A 19,562-nucleotide genomic window follows, 5' to 3' on the forward strand; every position below is an offset into this window, starting at 1 on the left:
CGCCGTCTCCTACCTCTGATCAGGCGGTTTCCTCAACCAGTGATAGGCGAGGGAAGTGGCGGAATACGCGCGGGCTCAAGAGATCGTCCTTGTCCAGCCCACCCAGCTTGAGGCCGCGGAAGGCGGTGCGCTCCTGCACCTCGGCAAGGGCCTGATGCAGATCGACCATGGCGCGCTGGGATTCGATCTGGGCGGCCATGGCCCGGGACAGGGCGTCGAACACCGGCTGGCCGACGGTCGGCGACAGGCCGGCGTCGCGGCGTGACCGGGTCAGGGTCTCGGCCAGACGGCCCAGGCGGGCGATGGACTGGTCCTGACCGGCCTCGGCCTGGCTCAGGGCTTTGTGCAGGCGAGCGGCGATGCTCGCGGCCTTTTCGGCGCGTTTCATATCGGGCTTCCGGAGATGGACCGGGGGCTTCAGCCGCCGTAGCGGAACTTCTGAAGAAGAAAGGCGAAGCTTTCGGCCCCCGCGAGGCTGAGAAGGATCAAGGCCGCAACGGCGGCTACGCCGAAGACGACGAGGATGCGCCCGAGGAGCTCGTTCCCGTGAAGGACGGATTGAAGTCCTGATCGAGCAATGCCGTGGCCAGATAGAAGAGCTCGGTCATCACCCCTTCGGGCGTCAGGAAGGGTGCCTGTTTGCGCGTGCCCTCCACCAGATGGCCGACCATCAGACGTTTGTCGGGCGTATTGGCCATCCCCATGAGAATGGCTTCCACCCCGACCCAGCTGACGCTCGGTATCAGATCCTGTTTCGCGGTCATGGTCTTCCTCGTTTGCCCCCTCAAAGGAGGCCGAAGAGGGCCAATGGGCCATTGGGATCGGATCGGATTGGGAACCGGTCCCAAGGGTCTCCGAGGCCGCCAGACGCAGGGCCGCGTCGATCCGGTTGCCGGCTTGCAGCTTGCGGACCGCGTTCTCGCAATGCCGGTCGACGGTGCCCGGCTTGATGCCCAGCTCGCGGGCGATCTGCTTGGAGTTCAGGTGCGCGTGGACGAGGCGCAGACATTCGCGCTCGCGTTCCGTCAGCTTGTCGTGGGCTCCTGACATGGACCTGCACCCGCGGCCTCTCCGCCCGATCATCGTTGCCGCCAGACGCGCGGCGACGCAAGGCGTCATACTGTCAGGCTTTAGTGCTAGACGGCGGCCGCCCGCGGGCCGTCAGCCCTGCAGACCGAACATCATCGGCCGCGCGTAGCCGCGGACCGCCCCGGCCTCATCCAGGCCCGGCGCCCAGCGCCATAGCTCGGCGGCGGCGTTGATCATGTCGTCCAGCATCCGCGCGGCCAGGGTCTGGTCCACCGGCCGGATCGAGCCGTCGATCATCCCGTCCGCGACCATCTGTCCGAAGCGGTCCCCGACCCGACGCGTCGCCGCCGCGATGTCGGACCGCACCTCTTGCGGCGCCGCGCTGAGGGCGGTGTGGCGCAGCAGCGGCCCCTGCTCCGACAACTGGTACCGCACCAGACCTGCCACCGTCCGCGACAGCCGTTCCCAGCCTGACGCCTCAAGCGCGAAGCCCGCGTCCTGGGCCCGGCGCACGATGCCGAAGCTGCGGTCGAAACAGTCGCTGACCAGGTCCGCCTTGGTGTCGAGGTGGTGGTAGAAGGAGCCCTTGGTCACGCCCAGCCGCGCCGAAATCTGGCTGACCGAGGCGCCGTGATAGCCCTTTTCATTGAGCAACCGCGTCGCCGCGCGCAGGAAGGCCTCGCGCGCGCCGTCGTCGGGTCCGGCGTCGAAATCCAGCGGCTCGGGCGGCCAGATCGCGCCCGCTCCCGACAGGCCGTTCAGCAGGATGTCCGCCGTTCGCGCCCCGATCCGGGGCAGGTCCTCCGCCTGGAACTCCCGCGCCCAGTGGGCGGCGCCGAAGACGACCGACAGCAGCAGATGCGCGCGGGCGTTCCTTGCGGACGCGCTGTCGCCCGGACGCGGCGGCCCGATCAGCACCGCCCTCGCCCGCCGGAACAGGTTCACGAAGGCCTCGAACACGGCTTGCGCCTGCGGCCCGGTCAGGGCGCTGAGGTCGCTGAAGCCGATCAGGTCCGGCGCCTCGCCCCGCGCCATCCGGGCCAGATGGGCGAAATACAGATCCATGAAGGCGCGGATCCGTCCCTCCGCCTCCACCGGCCCCACCGCGTCCAGCAGGGCGTCATAGGCCGCGATCGTGCGAAAGAAGCAGGCCGCCGCCAGATCGTCGCGGCGCGGGAAGTAGTAGCTGACGCTGGTGTTGCTCAGGCCGATGCTGCGGGCGACGTCGATCAGGGTCGCCCCCTTCAGCCCGCGCGCCTTGAACAGCCGCGTGGCCTCGTCGAGGATCAGCCGGCGCTTGCTCTCGAAGCGGGGGGAGGCGGCGGCGTCGGTCATCGCCCCTGACTGCCCGCCCGGCCCGACAACCGCAACCGTCACGTCCCTGGCTGGCGGTAAGGGATCAGCCCGACCAGCCGCCGCTCCTCGCCGCGCGGATCGGGCGTCGCCCGGCTGACGGTGTCCCACTGCATGGTGACCCGGCCCGGCAACTCATACTTCGGCCAGTCCGGAACCCCCGCCCCGTTCGGGTTTCCGGTGCGGGCGAAGTTCAGCAGCGCCTTCGACATGGTCTCGGCCAGGGCGTCGGTCTCGGCCCCGCCGCCGGTCATGGAGACCATCTCCCGATTGTTCCGGAAGTAGAAGGGGATGTCGGCGCAGTGGGGCGCGCCCCATTTGCCGCCCATGGCCGGGCTCTTCCAGTCGAACTGATAGACCCAGGTCGAGGCGCCCGGCTGCACCGCGCGCCGGTCCGCCTGGATGATCTGGGCCCGCCACGACCGCAGCGCCGTGGTCGCCGCGAAGAAGACCTCCGACGGCGAATACATCGGATATTTGTCGCGATACCAGGCGGTCACCGCCTCGGGGGTCATCTGGCCCATATAGGACTGGATCGCCCGGGTCAGCTTGGCGGGCAGATCGTCCCACTTCAGGTCGAAAAGCGCCGGATCCGAGGGGCCGATCAGCAGCCGGGTCTCGTCATGGGTATTGCCCATGATCAGGGGCACGTCGGCCGACAGGGGCGTGGCGTCCGGCTCGAACGGGTGCCGGGTCAGGGTCCGCCCGTCCAGCACCGGGCCGTAATAGACGCCCCGACTGGCCGCGATCAGCTGGTCCTTCGTCAGGCGCTTCAGCTCGGCGGGGGTCGAGACCCCGGCCTGGGTCAGGACCTTCCTCGCCGTTTCGGTGGCCATCTCGGGCGGGGTGACAGTGACCTGCTGGCCGCTCATGGTCATGACCCGATGGAACAGGCCGCGCGCCGCCGGCATCCCCATCAGGACCGAGCATTTGGCCCCACCGCCCGACTGCCCCCAGATGGTGACGCAGCCGGGATCGCCGCCGAACGCGCCGATATTGTCCCGCACCCACTGCAGCATCAGGACCAGGTCGAGCATGCCGGTGTTGCCGGAATCCGCGAACTCCTCGCCCCCGAGCTCCGCCAGATACAGATAGCCGAAGCTGTTCAGCCGGTGGTTCATCGACACCACCACCGCATCCCCGAACTGCGCCAGATGGGTCCCGTCGTAGAGGTCGCTGTTGGCCGAGAAGTTGATGAAGCCGCCGCCGTGGATCCAGACCAGCACCGGCCGCTTCTTCCCATCCAGACCGGGGGTCCAGACGTTCAGCTTCAGCATGTCCTCCGAGGTGTCGTCGGTGGTGAAGGCGCGGTCGGGCAGATAGCCGCTGTTGGCCCCGCTGCCCGGCTGGGGCGCCATGGGTCCGAAGGCGGTGCAGGCTTTCACGCCGCGCCAGGGCCGGGGCGGCTTCGGCGCCGCGAACCGGGTCTCCGCCGTGTCCGCGCCGTAGGGAATGCCCTTGAAGCCGAGGATGTCGCCGTTGCGGAAGCCACTGACGCGTCCGTAAGCCGTGCGGGCGATGGGCACAGACTGGGCGTAGGCGAGCCCCGGCGCGGCGAGGGCCGCCGTGACCCCGGCGGCGGCCAGCAGGCTCCGGCGATCGAGATCAGCCATCGGGTTCTCCTCAGTTTTCGGGATGGGCCTGACGCCATTGGGTCCAGGCGGTCAGCACCTGCGCCCCGGCCGGGCTGTACCAGCCGTAGCCGCCGCGTCGCTCCTGCTCGACTTCACTGAGGTCGTAGCGGATCACACCGTCGCGCCCGGCGAAGATCGGCCGGTTGGTCCCGATCTCGTAATAGCGCGCCCACAGCGGCGGGGCGTCCGGGTCGGGCCGCACCTGGCCGTCGCCGTTCTCGCGCACGAAGCGGATGCCGTGCAGCTGGCTCCGGTCGAACCAGTCGGCGCCCTCGCGGATCGCACGCCGGACCTCCGGCGACGGATCCTCGAGGCTCATCAGCAGCAGGAGCACCCCGACGCTCTCCCCGCCCGAGATGGCTACGGGCTCGAACCGCCGGGCCGCGCGCGGCTCCAGCGCCACCTCGTCATACTGCTGGCCCCAGGCGGTGCGCTGGCCGTCGACGACGATCTGGGTCTTGAGGATGAAATCGAGCGCCTTGTCGAAGGCCGCCTTCGCCGCCTGACGGTCGGCCTCGGGCAGGCTCGCGAAGTCCCCTCCGCCCGCGACCTCGCGCAGCAGGCTCATCACATCCACGATCATGTCGTCGTTGAAGGTGGCGTAGCGCTCATAGCCCTCGGCGGGCGGCGGCACGGAGTGGGGCCAGCCGCCGGTCGGGTACTGATACATCAGGATGAAGCCCAGACCCCGGCGCACGGCGGCCAGATCCTTTTCATCGCCGGTCGCGCGGTAGGCCCGGGCGAGGAAGCGCATCTCATTGACCGTGGCCTTGATCAGGGCGCCCTTCGTGCCCCACGGCCCCGCCTGCGCCGGGTCGCCCCGGTTGAGCTCCCGCGTCGTGTTCATCAGCGGCCAGCCGCCGGTCGGATCCTGCCAGGACAGGATGTTGGCGGTCATCTGCAGGCCTTCGGGCGTGCGGTACCAGGCGTCGGGCTGCTTGCTGACCGTCTCGGCCCACCAGCCGGTCGGGCGGTTGGGATTGGCGATCCGCGCCTGCGCCCGGGCGCGGAGCTGCTCGGGCGTCATGGCCGCGAGAGCGGCCTGATCGGGCGAGGCGGTTTGGGCCGACGGTACGGGCGCAGGCGTTTGGGCCCACGCCGCGCCCGCCGCCACACCGGCAAGAAGCGGGACGGCGGCGAGCCCCTTTCGTACAGTCATGGCGTTTCCCCGGGCCATTTGTGTTTGTGGTATGTTTTTCTTTAGGGGTGCGCCCGTTGCGTGCGGACGTCAAGAGGCCAGAAGGCCGCTGGAAGGTCCGATTTGGGGAAACGGTATGCTAGCGCAGGTCGCCGATGACCGCGGCGCGGGTGACGGCGGCGGCCTCGGAGTCGGTCAGCGTCTTGCCACGTCCGAACGCCGCAGCGCCCGGCCCAACCGACCCATGCTGGGAGAAGCGCACCTCTTCCGGCTGGAGCATGGTGCGCGGATTGCCGTCGCGGCCCGTGTACCACATCTCGGTCCAGCCCTCCGGAGCGATATGGTCGTCCATCCAGCAGTCGAGGTAGCTCGCCGCCGCCACGAAGCGCGGATCGCCGTAGCGGCCGTCGGGGAAGGTCGTCGTCGGCCGCCAGGGCCGCCCGAGGAAGACGGAAGCCTTCGCCGTCTCCGCCTCCTTCGTCAGCCGACAGCGATGGAAGACGAAGCCGAACGGCTGGTCGATCGGGGTGCTGGGCGCGGCGATATAGCCGTCGCCCATCTTGTCGGCCGTCTCGCCCGGACGCGGACGCGAGAGGATCTCGCAGCCCTCGAACCAGACCCGCCCCGCGCCGAAGATGAAGTCATAGCTGCCGACGATCAGGCAGCGCTCGAACAGGGCCGTCCCGACATTGGCGAACAGGGTGTCCTGATAGCCGAGGACGTCGCAGTCGCGGATCACGGACCGCTCGGCGCCCCGGTCCAGCATCAGGGCCACGGCCTGCGGTCCCGCCCCGTCGTGCGACCTGAGGCCTCCCGGCTTCGTCATCTCGGCCAGGCCGTCGAAGGCGTTGTTGATGGTCAGGTTTTCGGCCCGGAAGTCCGGCGCCCGCACGAACAGGGTCGCGCTGCGCGTCGTGCCCCAGTTGCGCCCGTCCGGTCCCGCCAGTCCCGAGGCGGCCAGATGATTGATCACGGACCCCGTCCGGCTCGCCCCGACCAGATGGACGAAGGGCCTGTCGACCACGACCTGCCCCTCATGACTGCCCGGCCCGATCCAGATGCGGAACGGCCGCGTCCCGTCGGCGGGCGCCGCCGCGATGGCCGAGGTCAGGTCGGGATAGACGCGCACCCCCGCCGGCGCCCTGCCCTGCCCGGACCGCATGACCGCCGCGTCGAACGTGCCGGACGCGGCACGTACCGCCGACGCCAGCCCGCTCGCGGCGAGCGCGGCAAGGATCAGACGGCGGGACGGGGCGACGCTCATCCGCCCCTTCTACCAGACCCTATTTCAGCGTCACCTTGACCGTGGTCGACAGGCCGCTGCGCAGTTGGTCCAGCGCCGGCTGGCCGGGGTCGAGGCGGATGCGGACCGGCACCCGCTGGACCACCTTGGTGAAGTTGCCCGTCCCCGGCTCGAACGGCAGCAGGGAGAAGGTCGAGCCCGAGCCCGGGGCGAAACTGTCCACGACGCCGTGCAGATGCGCGCCCGGCAGGGCGTCGATCTCGATGTCGGCGCGCTGGCCGACCCGCATCCGGCCCGTCTGGGTCTCCTTGAAGTTGGCGGTGACATAGAGGCCGGTCGCCGGGACCACGGTCAGCAGCCGCGTGCCCGCCTGGACATAGTCGCCGGGCTCGGCCTGCCGGTCGCCGACGATGCCGTCGATGGGGGCGCGGACGATCGTATTCGCCTGATCCTGGCGCGCCAGATCGAGCGCGGCCTGGGCCCGGGCGACCGAGGCCTCGGCGCGGGCGACGGCGGCGGTCAGGACCTCACGGCGGGCGCCGACGACTCCCGCCTGATTGCGGGTGACCTCCAGATCGGCGCGGGTCTTGTCGGCGGTCGACTGGGCGCTGACGGCGGCGGCGCGGCGCTCCTCCGCGTCCCGGCGCGCCACCGTGCCCGAGGCCAGCAGGTCGTCGAACCTCTGGCGGTCGGCCTGGGCCCGGGCGTTCTGGGCGTCGGCCGAGGCGATGGAGGTCCGCGCCGAGCGGATGTTGGCGGCGGCCAGGGCCTCGTCAGCCCCCAGCGAGGTCAGGGCGGCATGGGCGGCCAGAAGCGCGGCCTCCGCGTCGGCCAGATCGGCCTCGGCGGCGGCGACGCGGGCGTCGAACTCCTCGGGGTCGATGCGGACCAGAGGATCGCCCTTCTTGACCGCCTGATTGTGGGCGACCAGCACCTCGGCGATCAGGCCGCGCACCCGGGGCGCGACAGACGACGAATCCGCCTGCACATAGGCCGCCTCGGTCGAGACGGTGTTGCGGGGCATCAGCACCACCGCCGCCCCGCCGAGGGCGACGACCACCGCCGCCGAGACCATGATCAGGGTCCGCTTCGAGAAGGGCAGACCCGCCTTCTTCGCAGGAACGGCGACGGCGTCAGGCGTGGTGGCGGTCATTGGACGGCTCCGGTCGCGACGGCGGGGAGGCCGAGGCGGCGTTTCAGGGCGGTGCGCGAAGCATCGAGAATGGCGTCGGACTGTTCGGTCGGGCCGATGGCGCGGGCCAGGGACAGGGCCCCCACGGCCTCCGACACCACCGAGCGCGAGACCAGCACGGCTTCCTCGGGGTCGAGCGACGGATCGGCCGCCTCGATCATCGGCCGCATCAGCGACGCCAGACGGTCGGCGGTCACGGCATAGGCCGCCCGCTGGGCCGGCTCCAGCCGCGTCATGTCGGTCGACAGGATCGGCAGTGGACACAGGAAGGTCCCGGAATCGCGGTGCCCGGCGGACAGATACATGTCGAGATAGGTTGAGAGCGCGACCGGCAGCGGCAGGCCGTCGGTGATCCGCTGGAACCGCGCCTTCGCCCCCTCCAGCATCTCCTCAAGCGCCGCATCGATCAGGGCGTCGCGCGACGGGAAGTGGGCATAGAAGCCACCGTGGGTCAGGCCGGCGTCCTTCATCACCGCGGCCACGCCGAGATTGGCGAGCCCGTTCTGGCGGATGGCCTGTTTGGCGACGGTCAGGACCTTCTGCCGGGTCCGGGCCTTGTGTTCGGCGTCATAGCGCATGGCCTTGCGGGCCTCCTTTATATGACGCATGTAATATAAAGGCCGGCGCTGCCGCAAGGGGCCGCCCCGACAGGACGCCTCCGATGACCGACGCCACCGCCGACAGCCTTCCCGCCCCGGCCCGCCCCACCCAGGCGCCGCCGAACCCGCTGGCCCTGCCCACGCCGGTGAAGTTCCTGATCTTCGGGGTCATGGCCTTCGGCCAGTTCATGGCCCTGATCGACATCCAGATCGTCGCCGCCTCACTGAACGACGTCCAGGCGGGCCTGTCGGCGGGTCCTGACGAGATCAGCTGGATCCAGACCGGCTATCTGATCGCCGAGCTGATCATGATCCCCTTCGCGGCCTTCCTCGCCCAGTCGCTTTCGACCCGCTACCTGTTCGCCCTGTCGGCGGGGCTGTTCACCGTCTCCAGCGCCCTGTGCGGGATGGCCTGGGACATCGAGTCGATGATCGTCTTCCGGGTCATCCAGGGCTTCGTCGGCGGAGCCATGGTGCCGACCGTCTTCGCCACCGGCTTCGCCATGTTCGAGGGCAAGCAGAGAGCCATGATCCCGGCCATCCTCGGCATGGTCTCGGTGCTGGCGCCGACGCTCGGCCCCACCGTCGGCGGCTGGATCACCGACGCGGCCGGCTGGCGCTGGATCTTCTACGTCAACATCGTGCCCGGCGCGCTGGTCACCGTCTTCGCCCTGCGCCTGATCAAGGTCGACCTGCCGAACTTCGCCATGCTGAAGCGGATCGACTACTCCCACCTCGCCGCCATGGCCGTCTTCCTCGGCGGGCTGGAATACGTCCTCGAGGAAGGGCCGAAGAACGACTGGTTCCAGGACCCGGCCATCGCCATCGCCGCCTGGGCGTCCCTCGTCGGCTTCGTCCTGTTCCTCGAGCGATCCTTCAACTCCGGCGGGCCGATCGTGCGCCTGACGCCGTTCAAAAAGCCGACCTTCGTCTTCGCCTGCGTCTTCAACCTGACAATCGGCTTCGGCATCTATGCCGCCACCTATCTGATCCCGGTCTTCCTCGGCCGGGTGCGCGGCTACAACTCGCTGGAGATCGGCACGACGGTCGTGGTCACCGGCTGCGCCCAGTTGTTCAGCGTCATCGTCGCCGCCCGCGCCTCCCAGACCGTGGACCAGAGGATCATCATCGGCGTGGGCCTCAGCCTGTTCGCCTTCAGCCTCTTCCTGACGTCGCACCTGACGCCCGACTGGGGCTTCGCCAGCTTCTTCTGGCCCCAGGTCCTGCGCGGCTTCTCGATCATGCTGTGCATCGTGCCGAGCGTGCAGTTCGCCCTGGCCGGCTTCGCGGGGCCCGACCTGCGCTACGCCTCGGGCCTGTTCAACCTGATGAGAAACCTCGGCGGCGCCGTGGGCATCGCCATGGTCAACACCTGGCTCGGCGACAATGCCCGCCTGCATGTCCAGCGCTTCGGCGAGGCCATGGGCCAGCCGCACAGCCATGCCGCCGAACTGGTCACCGGCCTCGCCGCCCAGATCGGTCGCGTCACCTCCGACAGCACACAGGCCCTGCTGATGGCCCAGAGCGAGCTGGCCAGAGTGGTGGCGCGTCAGTCCCTGACCCTGGCCTTCAACGACGTCTTCCGCCTGATGGCCTGGATCTTCCTCTTCGCCCTGATCATGGTCCCCTTCTGCCGCCCGCCGAAAAACGCGGCGCCGGTCGCCAATGAGCACTAGGGTGAAGCTTCTCCTCCCCCGAATGAGAGACGTGTGATGGCCCGCACTCCCAAGACCTCTTCAAAGGCTCCGGTCTGGCTGGCGGCGGGCGTGCGAACGCCCTTCGCCAAGGTCGACGGCCCGCTGTCCGCCTATGACGCCATCGCCCTCTCGGTCCCCGTCGCCCAGGCCATGGTCGCGAAGCTGAACGGCGCAAAGCCCGACTTCGCCGTCTGGGGCACGGTCATCCCCAACCTGACCTGGAGCAATCTGGCCCGCGAGGTCCTGCTCGACGCCGGCCTCGACCCGACCATCCCGGCCTTTTCCACCGTCATGGCCTGTTCGACCTCGATGATCGGGGTGTTCGAGGCGGCGGGGATGATCGACGGCCGCGGGCGCGATCTGGCCCTCGTCGGCGGCGTCGAGGCCATGAGCCGGGTCCAGATCGGCCTCAGCCCCGGCCTGTCCGACGGCTTGCGGAAGTTCCTGCAGGCGAAGACCCTCGGCCAGCGCATCGGCCTGCTGTCGGCCCTCAAGCCCCTGTCCCTGTTCATCCCCAAGGTGGTCAACCGCACCACCGGCATGAGCATGGGCGAGCACACCGAGATCACGGCGAAGGACTGGCAAATCTCTCGCGAGGATCAGGATCGCGTGGCCCTCGCCAGCCACCAGACCGCCGTCGCCGCCTGGAACCGGGGCTTCTTCGACGACCTCGTCATCCCGGTCGGGGAGTTCAGGAAGGACAACCTGCCCCGCCCCGACACCTCGCTGGAGCGACTGGCGAAGCTCAAGCCCGCCTTCGACAAGACCAGCGGCCAGGGCACCCTGACGGCCGGCAACTCCTCGCCCCTGACCGACGGCGCCGCCGCCATCTGGGTCGCCTCCGACGAGGGGCTGAAGCGGCTGCCCGCCGAGACGCCGCGGGTGAAGCTGATCGACTATGAGGTCACCTCCATCGACCTGAAGCACGAGGGCCTGCTCATGGCCCCGGCTTATGGGGTGCCGCGCATGCTGGTCCGCAACGGCCTGACCTATGCCGACATCGACCTGTGGGAGATCCACGAGGCCTTCGCCGCCCAGGTCCTGTTCCACATCAAGGCCTGGCAGGACCCGACCTTCCTGCGCGACAAGGCGGGCGTCACCGCCGACCTCGGCGCCTTCCCGGTCGATCGCGTGAACCCGAACGGCGGCTCGACGGCGCTGGGCCACCCGTTCGGCGCCACCGGCGCCCGCATTCTCTCCCAGGCGGTCAAGGAGCTGGCCAGCCGTCCCTCGGGCACGCGCGCCATCGTCAGCATCTGCGCCGACGGCGGCCTCGGCACCATGGCTCTGCTCGAAGCCGCCTAGGCACGAAAAAAAGGCCGCGTCCGAGGACGCGGCCATAAAAAGTTTATTTGGGAGGAAACGCCCAGGAAAGGGCATGACGCCGAAGCGTCGAGGAGCAATCTATGTTGCGACGCACAATTTCGCAAGTGCGACATGCGGTTTTGAAACACTTCGTGGCCTAAAGTTACAAAGGGAGCCGCCCGTGGCGTCCGACCGCGAACCATCCTAAATAGGGCGGACACCCCGCAGCCGCTTACGATAAGGCCCTGTTTCCAAGTGGAAATTTCTGACGACACCCAGGTCCTGATCATTGGCGCGGGCCATGCGGGCGGCTCGGCGGCGGCCCTTCTGCGTCAGTACGGCTTTGAAGGGCAAATCGTCCTCGCCGGGACGGAAACCGCCCCGCCCTACCAGCGCCCGCCCCTCTCCAAGGCCTGGCTGAAGGGCGAGGCCGACCTCGACGCCCTGTTGCTCCGCCCCGAAAGTTTCTACGCCGAGCAGAAGATCGAGCTTCGCACCGGCGTCACCGCCACCGCCATCGACGCGGCCGCGAAGACCGTGACCTTCGAGGGCGGCGCGGTCGAACCCTATGACATCCTGATCCTCGCTACCGGCTCCGTCGCCCGCAAGCTCCCCATCCCCGGCGCCGACCGGCCCGAACTGATCGAACTTCGCACGCTTCAGGACGCCGAACGCCTCAAGGGCGCCCTCGGGCCCGGTAAGCGCATGGCCGTGGTCGGCGGCGGCTATGTGGGCCTCGAGGCCGCCGCCTCGGCCCGCAAACTGGGCGCCGAGGTCGTGGTGCTGGAGCGGATGGACCGGGTGCTGCAGCGGGTGGCGTCCGAGACCCTCTCGGCCTTCTTCACCGACCACCACCGCTCGCACGGCGTCGAGATCCGCACCGGCGCCGAGGTCTCCGGCTTCGAGGCCATTGACGGGAAGGTTGGGGGCGTCCGCCTCGCCGACGGCGAGCTGATCGCCGCCGACGTCATCCTGGTGGGCGTCGGCGCCCTGGCCTGCGACGCCCTCGCCCGCACCGCCGGCCTGACCTGCGACACCGTCAGTTCGGGGGGCGTGGTGGTCGACGAGGCCGCCCGCACCTCCGACCCGTCCATCTACGCCCTCGGCGACATGACCCACCGGCCGATCCCGGTCATGGGCGGTCGCGTCATGCGGCTGGAGAGCGTGCCCAACGCCCTTGAACAGGCCAAACAGGCGGCCAGCGCCATCACCGGCCGCCCCGCCCCGGCGCCCGAGGTCCCGTGGTTCTGGTCCGACCAGTATGAGATCAAGCTCCAGATCGCCGGCCTGCCCTTCGACGCCGACCGCCAGATCCTGCGCGGCGATGTCTCCGAAGGCCGTTTCGCCGTCTTCCACCTGTCGGGCGATAAGGTCGTCTGCGTCGAGGCCGTCAACGCCCCGCCCGAGTTCATGGCCGGCCGCCTGCTGATCGGCCGCGCCACCCCGGTCGCCCCCGACAAACTGGCCGACCCCGCCGTCTCGATGAAGGAGGTCGCGGCCTGATCGGGATCGTCTGACAAGAAAAAAGCCCGACGCGGGCGCCGGGCTGAAGAAGTTCGGTGATGGTGGTGTCCCCAAAAAAGAAGACGATTCCTCCATCGGCCGTTTTGCTTAACGAGGGGTAAACGCCATCAGCTCGCCGGGAACCAGCTGCTCTGACGAGAGCGGGGCGGCACCGGCCAGGACACCGACCAGCCCTGCGGATTGGAGACCATGGCCAGACCATCGCCCGCCCCGGCGTTTCCGCTGCTGCCCATCGCAGGCCCCGGATAGGCGTAGCGCCGCCCGCCGACGACGATCTCGGCCCCGCCCGCGCCCTCATTGGTCAGCATCAGGCTCCAGCGGCCGTCCATCCCGACCCGGACCGGCCTCGGCTCGCGCCCGGCGACCGAGACCTGGACCGTCGTCCCGGGCGTCGCCCGCCCCGAGGCCAGAAGGGCGTGGCCGTCCGAATCCACCACGTCCAGGGGTCCGGCCCGGTCCAGCCGCTTCGTCGGGCCGCCTCCGCCCAGCAGGGCCGTGGGCCCGACTGGATCGCGCGAGACCAGCATCCGATACGGCGCCGGGGCGGCGTCCTGACCGGCCTGGGTCTCGACCAGGAACAGGGTGTCATTGGCGGGCGACCGAATCTGCAGGTCGAAACGCCCGTTGGCGTCGGCGCCGACGGCATAGGCCACACCGCCCGCCGCGCGCAGCACCACACGACCTCCGGGCGCCGCCCGCCCCCGCACCATCAGGCCCGAGCCGGTGCGCTCGATGCTCTCGACCTGCGGCGGCGTGACCCAGTCGGAGCCCGCCTGGGTCTGGGGCGCGCCGGCCTCGGGCGCACGCGAACAGGCGCCGGCGCCGCCGAGGGCGCCCGCAACCGCCATGCCGATGGCGAAGATACGCCGTTTCATCCTGCTCGCCGTGTCTGTAGGACTGTCGGCCCAGATAGCGCGGCCCGTTCCGATTTGTCTCGGCCTGTTATCCGCTTTTCGTTCGAGGATTCATGTCCCTGCCCGCCACCGCCATCGCCCCCTTCGACGGCAAGTCCGTCTGCCTGTTCTGCGGCTCGGCCCCCGGCAACGACCCCGCCTATATCGAGGCCGCGACGGCCTTCGGCGCGGCGACGGCCCGGGCGGGCTGGCGGCTGGTCTATGGCGGCGGCGGCGTGGGCCTGATGGGCGCCTCCGCCCGGGCCGCGCATGAGGCGGGCGGCCGCGTCGTCGGCATCATGCCGGCCTTCCTGCGCAGCCGCGAACGGCTGTTCGACGACGTGGAGACCATCGTCGTCACCTCCATGCACGAGCGCAAGACGCTGATGTACGACCAGTCCGACGCCTTCGTCGTCGCCCCCGGCGGCGTCGGCACCCTGGAGGAGGTCATCGAACTCCTGTCGTGGAAGCGGCTGGACCTGCACCACAAGCCGATCATCTTCCTGAACATCGACGGCTTCTGGGCCCCCCTGCTCGCCGTGCTGGAAGACAGCGTCGCCCGCGGCTTCAGCCCGCCCACCTTCCTCCAAGCCTATTCCGTCGCCGACAGCGTCGAGCAAGCCGTTGAAATGATGGTCCAGGGCGATGCGCCCGTCGTGCAACATGATCAGAGATAACTGATCATCGATCATAAAAAGTGCATCGCGCCGCTGTTTCGCCCTTGACAGTTTTCTAATGAAACTGACATTGGCGTTTCAGGAGCGCAGTCCTGTGGCTCCGACCCGTTCCCGGAGACATCCCATGCGCGCTCTCGTGCTCGCGGCCGCCCTGTTCGCCGCCGCCCCTGCCCTGGCCGACACCCCGGCCACCAGCCTGACCCTCGCCGACGCCGCCAAGGCCCCGGCCGCCACCCTGATCATCGACGGCGCCTCGTGGCGCTGCGACGGCGCCAGCTGCACCGCCACGGGCGGCGCCAACCAGCCCGCCCCGCGCGCCTGCCGCCGCGTCGTGGCCCGCGTCGGTCAGGTCAGCGCCTTCTCGTACAAGGGCGTCGCCCTCAGCGCTGAACAGCTGGCGACCTGCAACGCCGCTTGAGACGTTCTAAAACCTGACGCAGATCGGACCGCCTGAAGCCCCGCTTCAGGCGGTCTTTTCTATTCAGGCGGTTTCGCCGTTCAGGCGCCGGATCATCCGCTCGCGGCCGATCAGGGGCGCCATGGCCGCCATATCCGGTCCGTGTGGCTGACCGGTCAGGATCAGGCGCAGCGGCATGAACAGGGCCTTGCCCTTGGCGCCGGTCTTGTCCTTGATCGCCGTCGTCCAGGCCGACCAGGCCGTCTCGTCGATGGTCTCGGGCAACAGTTCCAGCGCCGCCGCCGCAAAGCCCGCGTCCTCGACCACCGGCGTCACCGGCCCCTGGACGATCCTGGCCAGCTCGACCACATCGGCGAATTTCTGCAGGTTCGGACGCACCACGGCCCAGAAGGCCTCGCCCAGATCGACGCCCAGAGCCTCCAGACGGGGCTTGGCCGTCGCATAGTCCATGGCGTGCAGGGCCTGGGCGTTCAGACGGTCCAGATCGGCGGTGTCATAGCGCGCCGGCGATCGGCCCATCTTGGTGAAGGCGAAGCTTTCGCCGAGCGCCTCGACCGAGGCGCCGACTTCCAGCGGGTCCGAGGTGCCGATGCGGCCCAGATGGCTGGTGATGGCGATCGGCTCATAGCCCAGGTCGCGCATCTCCGAGATCGACAGCGACCCCAGACGCTTGGACAGGGCCGAGCCGTCCTCGCCGACCAGCAGGGGCATGTGGGCGAAGCCGGGCACGGTCGCGCCGAGCGCCTCGAAGATCTCGATCTGGGCGCCCGTGTTCGTGACGTGGTCTTCGCCCCGGATGATGTGGGTGATGCCCATGTCGATGTCGTCGACCACCGACGGCAGGGTGTAAAGGAACAGCCCGTCCTCGCGGATCAGCACCGGGTCCGACATCGAGGCCGTGTCGACCTCGGCGTGACCGCGCGCCAAATCCTCCCAGGCGACACGCTTGCCTTCGAGCTTGAAGCGCCAGTGGGGTTTACGCCCCTCGGCCTCGAACGCGGCCTTCTCTTCGTCGGTCAGGTTCAGGGCCGAACGGTCGTAGATCGGCGGCAGGCCGCGGGCCAGCTGCACCTTGCGGCGGCGGTCCAGCTCCTCGCCGGTCTCATAGGCCGGATACAGACGCCCCGAGGCCTTCAGCCGCTCGGCGGCCTCCTCATAGCGGTCGAAGCGCTTGGACTGGTTGTACCGCTCGTCCCAGAGCATCCCCAGCCAGGTCAGGTCGTCCTCGATCCCCTGTTCGAACTCGGCGGTCGAGCGCGCCAGGTCGGTGTCGTCGATGCGCAGCACAAACGAACCGCCCTGCCCTTTCGCGAACATCCAGTTGACCAGGGCCGTGCGGACATTGCCGACGTGCAGCTTGCCGGTGGGCGACGGAGCGAAACGGACCTTGACGGACATGGAGAGGCGACCTTGAAAACGAGGCGCGTAGGTCGGTCACGGCGGTGGCGAAGTCAAGGCGTGGTTGCGATCCTGCCGAGACGTGGCAAGCTCTGGCCATGCCGCGTTGGTCGAACCCGAAATCCGTCTATCTCTCCGATCCGGTCGTTTGCGCATGGATACGCAACACCGCGAAAGAGAGCGGAAAGACGCTTACCGACACTGTCGGTGATCTCGTCGCCCGGCGACTTGCCCAACTGAGAGCCGAACAAGACGCCGAAACAATCCCGGATCAGCCGCCCGCGAGCTAGTCGTCGCGGTGGACGCGTTCGCGGCGCTCGTGCCGCTCCTGGGCCTCGACCGACAGGGTCGCCGTCGGGCGGGCTTCCAGACGGCCAAGGCCGATCGGTTCGCCTGTGTCTTCGCAATAGCCGTACGAACCGTCCTCGATCCGACGCAGGGCGTCTTCGATCTTGGAGATCAGCTTGCGCTGACGGTCCCGGGTCCGCAGTTCCAGCGCCCGATCGGATTCGGACGAGGCCCGGTCCACCAGATCGGGGTGGTTCTCGGTCTCGGCCTTCAGATTGAGCACCGTGCCCTTGGACTCGCGCAGGATGTCATCCCGCCAGGCCATCAGCTTGTGTTTGAAGTAGGCCAGTTGCCGCTCATTCATGAACGGCTCGTCGTCGGTCGGCCGATAGGCGACCGGTTCTTCAGCAACCATGGACGCAACTGCGTTCATCGCACTCACGCTCTTCAACTAAAACGCCCCCCTGTGGCGCACACCGCCTTTAGGCGCAGGCGAGAGTCGGAGCAACGCGGTTCGCGCGTCCGTGATCAGGGAAAACCCGCTCAGCGTGAGGAGCGTGACATTTAGTCATCACACCGCTCTGCCACGAGGCGAAAAGTTCAAGGATTCGGCGGTTTTATGGTGCGCTGCGGCGCGCCTCTGCCTTGGCCAGCTCGACCGCGGCGCGCAGGTCGATCTGGTCCAGCAGACCCCTGAGGCCGTCGTTTTGCGCCCCAGGTGCATCTTCGGGCCGTTCCTCACGCAGCGACCGGCTCAGCCGCTCCAGGGCCTCGGTGTCGTTTTCCCCGCCCAGCATGGCCAGTTTCAGCTCGTCGAGCCGGTCCAGCAGTCCCCGCCCACGGCGAATCGAGCGCTTCCGGCGTTCGGTGGCGCTCTCCACCCCTTGCAGGGCCATCAGCGCCGAGAGCCCGGCCGGCCCAGCCGTGCTGGCCGCCGCCGTGGTCGCCGACGCCGGCGCGGATCCGCCTGTCTGGGACAGGCTGAAGCCGCCCGCGGCCTGGCTCGGACGCGCGCTGGATGTGGATGTCGGACCTGAGGGGCCTGTGACCTTCATGGGCGAACGCTCCGGAACATGACCGACTCTCGCCGGATCACCGTCACTGTTTGGTTAACGGGCGGGCAGAATCTGCCGCCCTGAACGGCAAGCGCTACCGTTCCGCAACTGAAATCATTGGCCTTTTTCTTCGGCACGATCCTCGCATCCCGTTTCGGGCCACAGTCAGGATTACCCTCGATGTCGAAACGTCTTGCCGCCCTCTTCGCTCCCGTCCTGATCGGACTGGCCGCGCTGACGGGCGCGACCGCCGCCGACGCCCAGTCGCGGATCAAGGACATCGCCTCCATCGAGGGCGTCCGTTCCAACCAGCTGGTCGGCTATGGCCTGGTCGTCGGCCTGAACGGCACGGGCGACAGCCTTCGCAACTGCCCCTTCACCCGCCAGTCGCTGGAAGGCATGACCGAGCGCCTCGGCGTGAACATCCGCGGCGCCAACGCCAACTCCAAGAACATGGCCGCCATCATGGTGACTGCCGAGTTGCCGCCCTTCTCCACCCCCGGCTCGCGCATCGACGTCGCCGTCTCCAGCATGTGCGACGCCAAGAGCCTGCTGGGCGGCACCCTTCTGGTCACCAGCCTCCAGGGCGCGGACGGCGAGGTCTATGCGGTGGCGCAAGGCTCGGTCCAGACCGGCGCCGTCTCGGGCGGCGGGGCCTCGGGCTCCTCGGTGACGCGCGGCGTCCCGACCGCCGGCCGCATCGCCTCGGGCGCCACGGTCGAGCGCGAGACCGGCTTCAACCTCGACTCCCTGCCCGAGGTTCGCCTGACCCTGCGCAACCCGGACTTCACCACCGCCCAGCGCATCGCCGCCGCCATCAACCAGAGCTTCCCGCAGTCGGCCCTGGCCGAGAACGGCTCGGTCGTCTCCCTGCGCGCCCCGGCCCAGCTGGGCATGGCCGGCTATATCAGCCGGGTCGAGAACATTCCGGTCACCGTCGACACCCCGGCCAAGGTCATCATCGACGAGGTCAACGGCGTCATCGTCATGGGCGAGGCGGTCCGCATCTCCACCGTGGCCATCGCCCAGGGCAACCTGACCATCTCGGTGCAGGAAAACCCCCAGGTCAGCCAGCCGGCGCCCTTCAGCCAGGGCCAGACCGCCGTCGTCCCCTCCTCCACCGTCAATGTCGAGGAAGAGCTGGGCCGCGAGATGCGCATCATCAACGGTTCGACCTCCCTCTCGACCCTGGTCAACGGCCTGAACGCCCTGGGCGTCTCGCCGCGCGACATGATCTCCATCCTCCAGGCCATCAAGTCGGCCGGCGCCCTCCAGGCCGAAATCGAGGTGATGTGAACATGAGCGACCTCTCCGCCCCGACCAGCCTCCTGACCCCGACGCCCACGGCGCCGACCGCGACCGGCGCGGGTTCGACCCTCAGCGACGCCCAACGCGCCCGGATCAAGAAGACCGCCGACGACTTCGAGGCCTCCTTCCTGTCCGAGATGTTCAAACCGATGTTCGAGGGCCTGTCGACCGACGGCCCCTTCGGCGGAGGCGAGGCCGAGGGCACCTGGCGCAGCTTCATGATCGACGCCATGGCCAAACAGACGGTCAAGGCCGGCGGCATCGGCCTGTCCAACGTCGTCATGTCCGAAATGATCAAGATGCAGGAGGGCCGGCAATGACCGATCCCCAGACCGCCACCGCCGCCGCCCGTCACCTGACCGAACTGACCGAGACCCTGACCGGCCGGCTGGAGGCCGAGACCCGCGCCTTCGCCGAGCGCCGCCCTCATGACGTCGTCGCCAGCCTGCCGATCACCCAGGAGCTGGCCAACCAGTACCGCCGCGAGTCGGCCCAGGTGAAGGCCAACCCGGCCATCCTCGCCGCCGCCCCGTCCAGCGAACGCATCCGCCTGGTCAAGGCGACCGAACGCTTCAACACCGTGCTGGCCAAACACGCGGTCGCGGTCGAGGCCGCCCGCATCATTTCCGAGGGCCTCGTCCAGACCATCGCGGGTGAGGTCGCCGCCTCGCGCGCCATGGGCACGGGCTATGGCGCGAGCGGTCGCGCCACCGCCGGCGACGGCCGCGCGATCACCCTTAACCGAAGCGCCTGAACCCGGGCCGGCATCGGGCCTCAAACCCCCGGAATATCGGCGTTCGCGCCTCATTAA

At 69.0% G+C, this 19,562-nt stretch carries 20 protein-coding genes and 1 pseudogene; 8 read left to right on the top strand and 13 right to left on the bottom strand.

Annotation, left to right across the window (positions count from 1 at the left end; translation table 11 throughout):
- Positions 1-19 precede the first annotated feature (19 nt).
- The 9 genes and pseudogenes from ACW172_RS00880 to ACW172_RS00920 form a co-directional block, all read right to left on the bottom strand.
- A complete protein-coding gene (locus tag ACW172_RS00880; RefSeq protein ID WP_492033318.1) occupies positions 20-388 on the bottom strand; it encodes a hypothetical protein in 369 nt (122 codons plus the stop codon).
- Positions 389-503: 115 nt separating this feature from the next.
- A complete protein-coding gene (locus tag ACW172_RS00885; RefSeq protein WP_492035033.1) occupies positions 504-764 on the bottom strand; it encodes a hypothetical protein in 261 nt (86 codons plus the stop codon).
- A 166-nt stretch (positions 765-930) separates the two neighbouring features.
- Positions 931-1,119 (bottom strand): annotated as a pseudogene (locus ACW172_RS00890) (LuxR C-terminal-related transcriptional regulator); the annotation flags it as partial.
- 42 nt (positions 1,120-1,161) lie between these two features.
- Complete coding sequence (locus ACW172_RS00895) at positions 1,162-2,364, bottom strand: TetR/AcrR family transcriptional regulator (RefSeq protein ID WP_492033319.1); 1,203 nt, start codon at positions 2,362-2,364, stop codon at positions 1,162-1,164.
- Between the two features lie 38 nt (positions 2,365-2,402).
- Positions 2,403-3,995: a carboxylesterase/lipase family protein gene (locus ACW172_RS00900; RefSeq protein WP_492033320.1), complete on the bottom strand. Its 1,593-nt coding sequence runs from the start codon at positions 3,993-3,995 to the stop codon at positions 2,403-2,405.
- 10 nt (positions 3,996-4,005) lie between these two features.
- Positions 4,006-5,175 (bottom strand): pectate lyase, encoded by a 1,170-nt coding sequence (gene pelA, locus ACW172_RS00905; protein ID WP_492033321.1) that lies wholly within the window; start codon positions 5,173-5,175, stop codon positions 4,006-4,008.
- A gap of 118 nt (positions 5,176-5,293) precedes the next feature.
- A complete protein-coding gene (locus tag ACW172_RS00910) occupies positions 5,294-6,418 on the bottom strand; it encodes a pectinesterase family protein (RefSeq protein ID WP_492033322.1) in 1,125 nt (374 codons plus the stop codon).
- A gap of 19 nt (positions 6,419-6,437) precedes the next feature.
- On the bottom strand, positions 6,438-7,550 hold the full coding sequence (locus tag ACW172_RS00915; protein WP_492033323.1) for an HlyD family secretion protein: 1,113 nt from the start codon (positions 7,548-7,550) through the stop codon (positions 6,438-6,440).
- On the bottom strand, positions 7,547-8,197 hold the full coding sequence (locus tag ACW172_RS00920) for a TetR/AcrR family transcriptional regulator (protein WP_492033324.1): 651 nt from the start codon (positions 8,195-8,197) through the stop codon (positions 7,547-7,549). The genes ACW172_RS00915 and ACW172_RS00920 overlap by 4 nt, the downstream gene beginning before the upstream one ends.
- A 53-nt stretch (positions 8,198-8,250) precedes the next feature.
- On the opposite strand from ACW172_RS00920, the gene ACW172_RS00925 reads away from it, so the two are divergent.
- The 3 genes from ACW172_RS00925 (at position 8,251) to ACW172_RS00935 (ending at position 12,693) form a co-directional block, all read left to right on the top strand.
- Complete coding sequence (locus tag ACW172_RS00925) at positions 8,251-9,864, top strand: DHA2 family efflux MFS transporter permease subunit (protein WP_492033325.1); 1,614 nt, start codon at positions 8,251-8,253, stop codon at positions 9,862-9,864.
- A 36-nt stretch (positions 9,865-9,900) separates the two neighbouring features.
- The gene (locus ACW172_RS00930; protein WP_492033326.1) at positions 9,901-11,190 is read left to right on the top strand and encodes an acetyl-CoA C-acyltransferase; all 1,290 of its coding nucleotides are present in this window, start codon (positions 9,901-9,903) and stop codon (positions 11,188-11,190) included.
- A gap of 255 nt (positions 11,191-11,445) precedes the next feature.
- Entirely contained in the window at positions 11,446-12,693 is a 1,248-nt protein-coding gene (locus ACW172_RS00935) for an NAD(P)/FAD-dependent oxidoreductase (RefSeq protein ID WP_492033327.1), read from the top strand.
- 128 nt (positions 12,694-12,821) lie between these two features.
- Here the strand turns inward: ACW172_RS00935 and ACW172_RS00940 are convergent, their stop codons facing one another.
- The gene (locus tag ACW172_RS00940; RefSeq protein ID WP_492033328.1) at positions 12,822-13,589 is read right to left on the bottom strand and encodes a hypothetical protein; all 768 of its coding nucleotides are present in this window, start codon (positions 13,587-13,589) and stop codon (positions 12,822-12,824) included.
- Between the two features lie 92 nt (positions 13,590-13,681).
- Between ACW172_RS00940 and ACW172_RS00945 the strand changes: the two genes are divergently transcribed.
- Both ACW172_RS00945 and ACW172_RS00950 read left to right on the top strand, forming a co-directional pair.
- Positions 13,682-14,284: an LOG family protein gene (locus tag ACW172_RS00945; protein ID WP_492033329.1), complete on the top strand. Its 603-nt coding sequence runs from the start codon at positions 13,682-13,684 to the stop codon at positions 14,282-14,284.
- Between the two features lie 124 nt (positions 14,285-14,408).
- On the top strand, positions 14,409-14,702 hold the full coding sequence (locus ACW172_RS00950; protein ID WP_492033330.1) for a DUF8200 family protein: 294 nt from the start codon (positions 14,409-14,411) through the stop codon (positions 14,700-14,702).
- A 63-nt stretch (positions 14,703-14,765) separates the two neighbouring features.
- Here the strand turns inward: ACW172_RS00950 and gltX are convergent, their stop codons facing one another.
- The 3 genes from gltX to ACW172_RS00965 all read right to left on the bottom strand — a co-directional run bounded on the left by gltX (position 14,766) and on the right by ACW172_RS00965 (position 17,443).
- Positions 14,766-16,100 carry a glutamate--tRNA ligase gene (gene gltX / locus ACW172_RS00955; RefSeq protein WP_492033331.1) on the bottom strand — a complete coding sequence of 445 codons (1,335 nt, stop codon included), beginning with the start codon at positions 16,098-16,100 and terminating at the stop codon, positions 14,766-14,768.
- Between the two features lie 286 nt (positions 16,101-16,386).
- Complete coding sequence (gene dksA, locus ACW172_RS00960; protein ID WP_492033332.1) at positions 16,387-16,803, bottom strand: RNA polymerase-binding protein DksA; 417 nt, start codon at positions 16,801-16,803, stop codon at positions 16,387-16,389.
- Positions 16,804-17,005: 202 nt separating this feature from the next.
- Positions 17,006-17,443 carry a flagellar assembly protein FliX gene (locus tag ACW172_RS00965; RefSeq protein WP_492033333.1) on the bottom strand — a complete coding sequence of 146 codons (438 nt, stop codon included), beginning with the start codon at positions 17,441-17,443 and terminating at the stop codon, positions 17,006-17,008.
- Between the two features lie 180 nt (positions 17,444-17,623).
- On the opposite strand from ACW172_RS00965, the gene ACW172_RS00970 reads away from it, so the two are divergent.
- From ACW172_RS00970 to ACW172_RS00980, 3 genes are read left to right on the top strand one after another with little or no spacing between them, the layout of a single operon-like run.
- The gene (locus ACW172_RS00970) at positions 17,624-18,739 is read left to right on the top strand and encodes a flagellar basal body P-ring protein FlgI (RefSeq protein WP_492033334.1); all 1,116 of its coding nucleotides are present in this window, start codon (positions 17,624-17,626) and stop codon (positions 18,737-18,739) included.
- A gap of 2 nt (positions 18,740-18,741) precedes the next feature.
- Positions 18,742-19,071 carry a rod-binding protein gene (locus tag ACW172_RS00975; protein ID WP_492033335.1) on the top strand — a complete coding sequence of 110 codons (330 nt, stop codon included), beginning with the start codon at positions 18,742-18,744 and terminating at the stop codon, positions 19,069-19,071.
- A complete protein-coding gene (locus ACW172_RS00980; RefSeq protein WP_492033336.1) occupies positions 19,068-19,505 on the top strand; it encodes a flagellar basal-body protein FlbY in 438 nt (145 codons plus the stop codon). The genes ACW172_RS00975 and ACW172_RS00980 overlap by 4 nt, the downstream gene beginning before the upstream one ends.
- The last annotated feature ends 57 nt before the right edge of the window (positions 19,506-19,562 follow it).

It is taken from the genome of Brevundimonas sp. ALps5 (assembly GCF_058681645.1).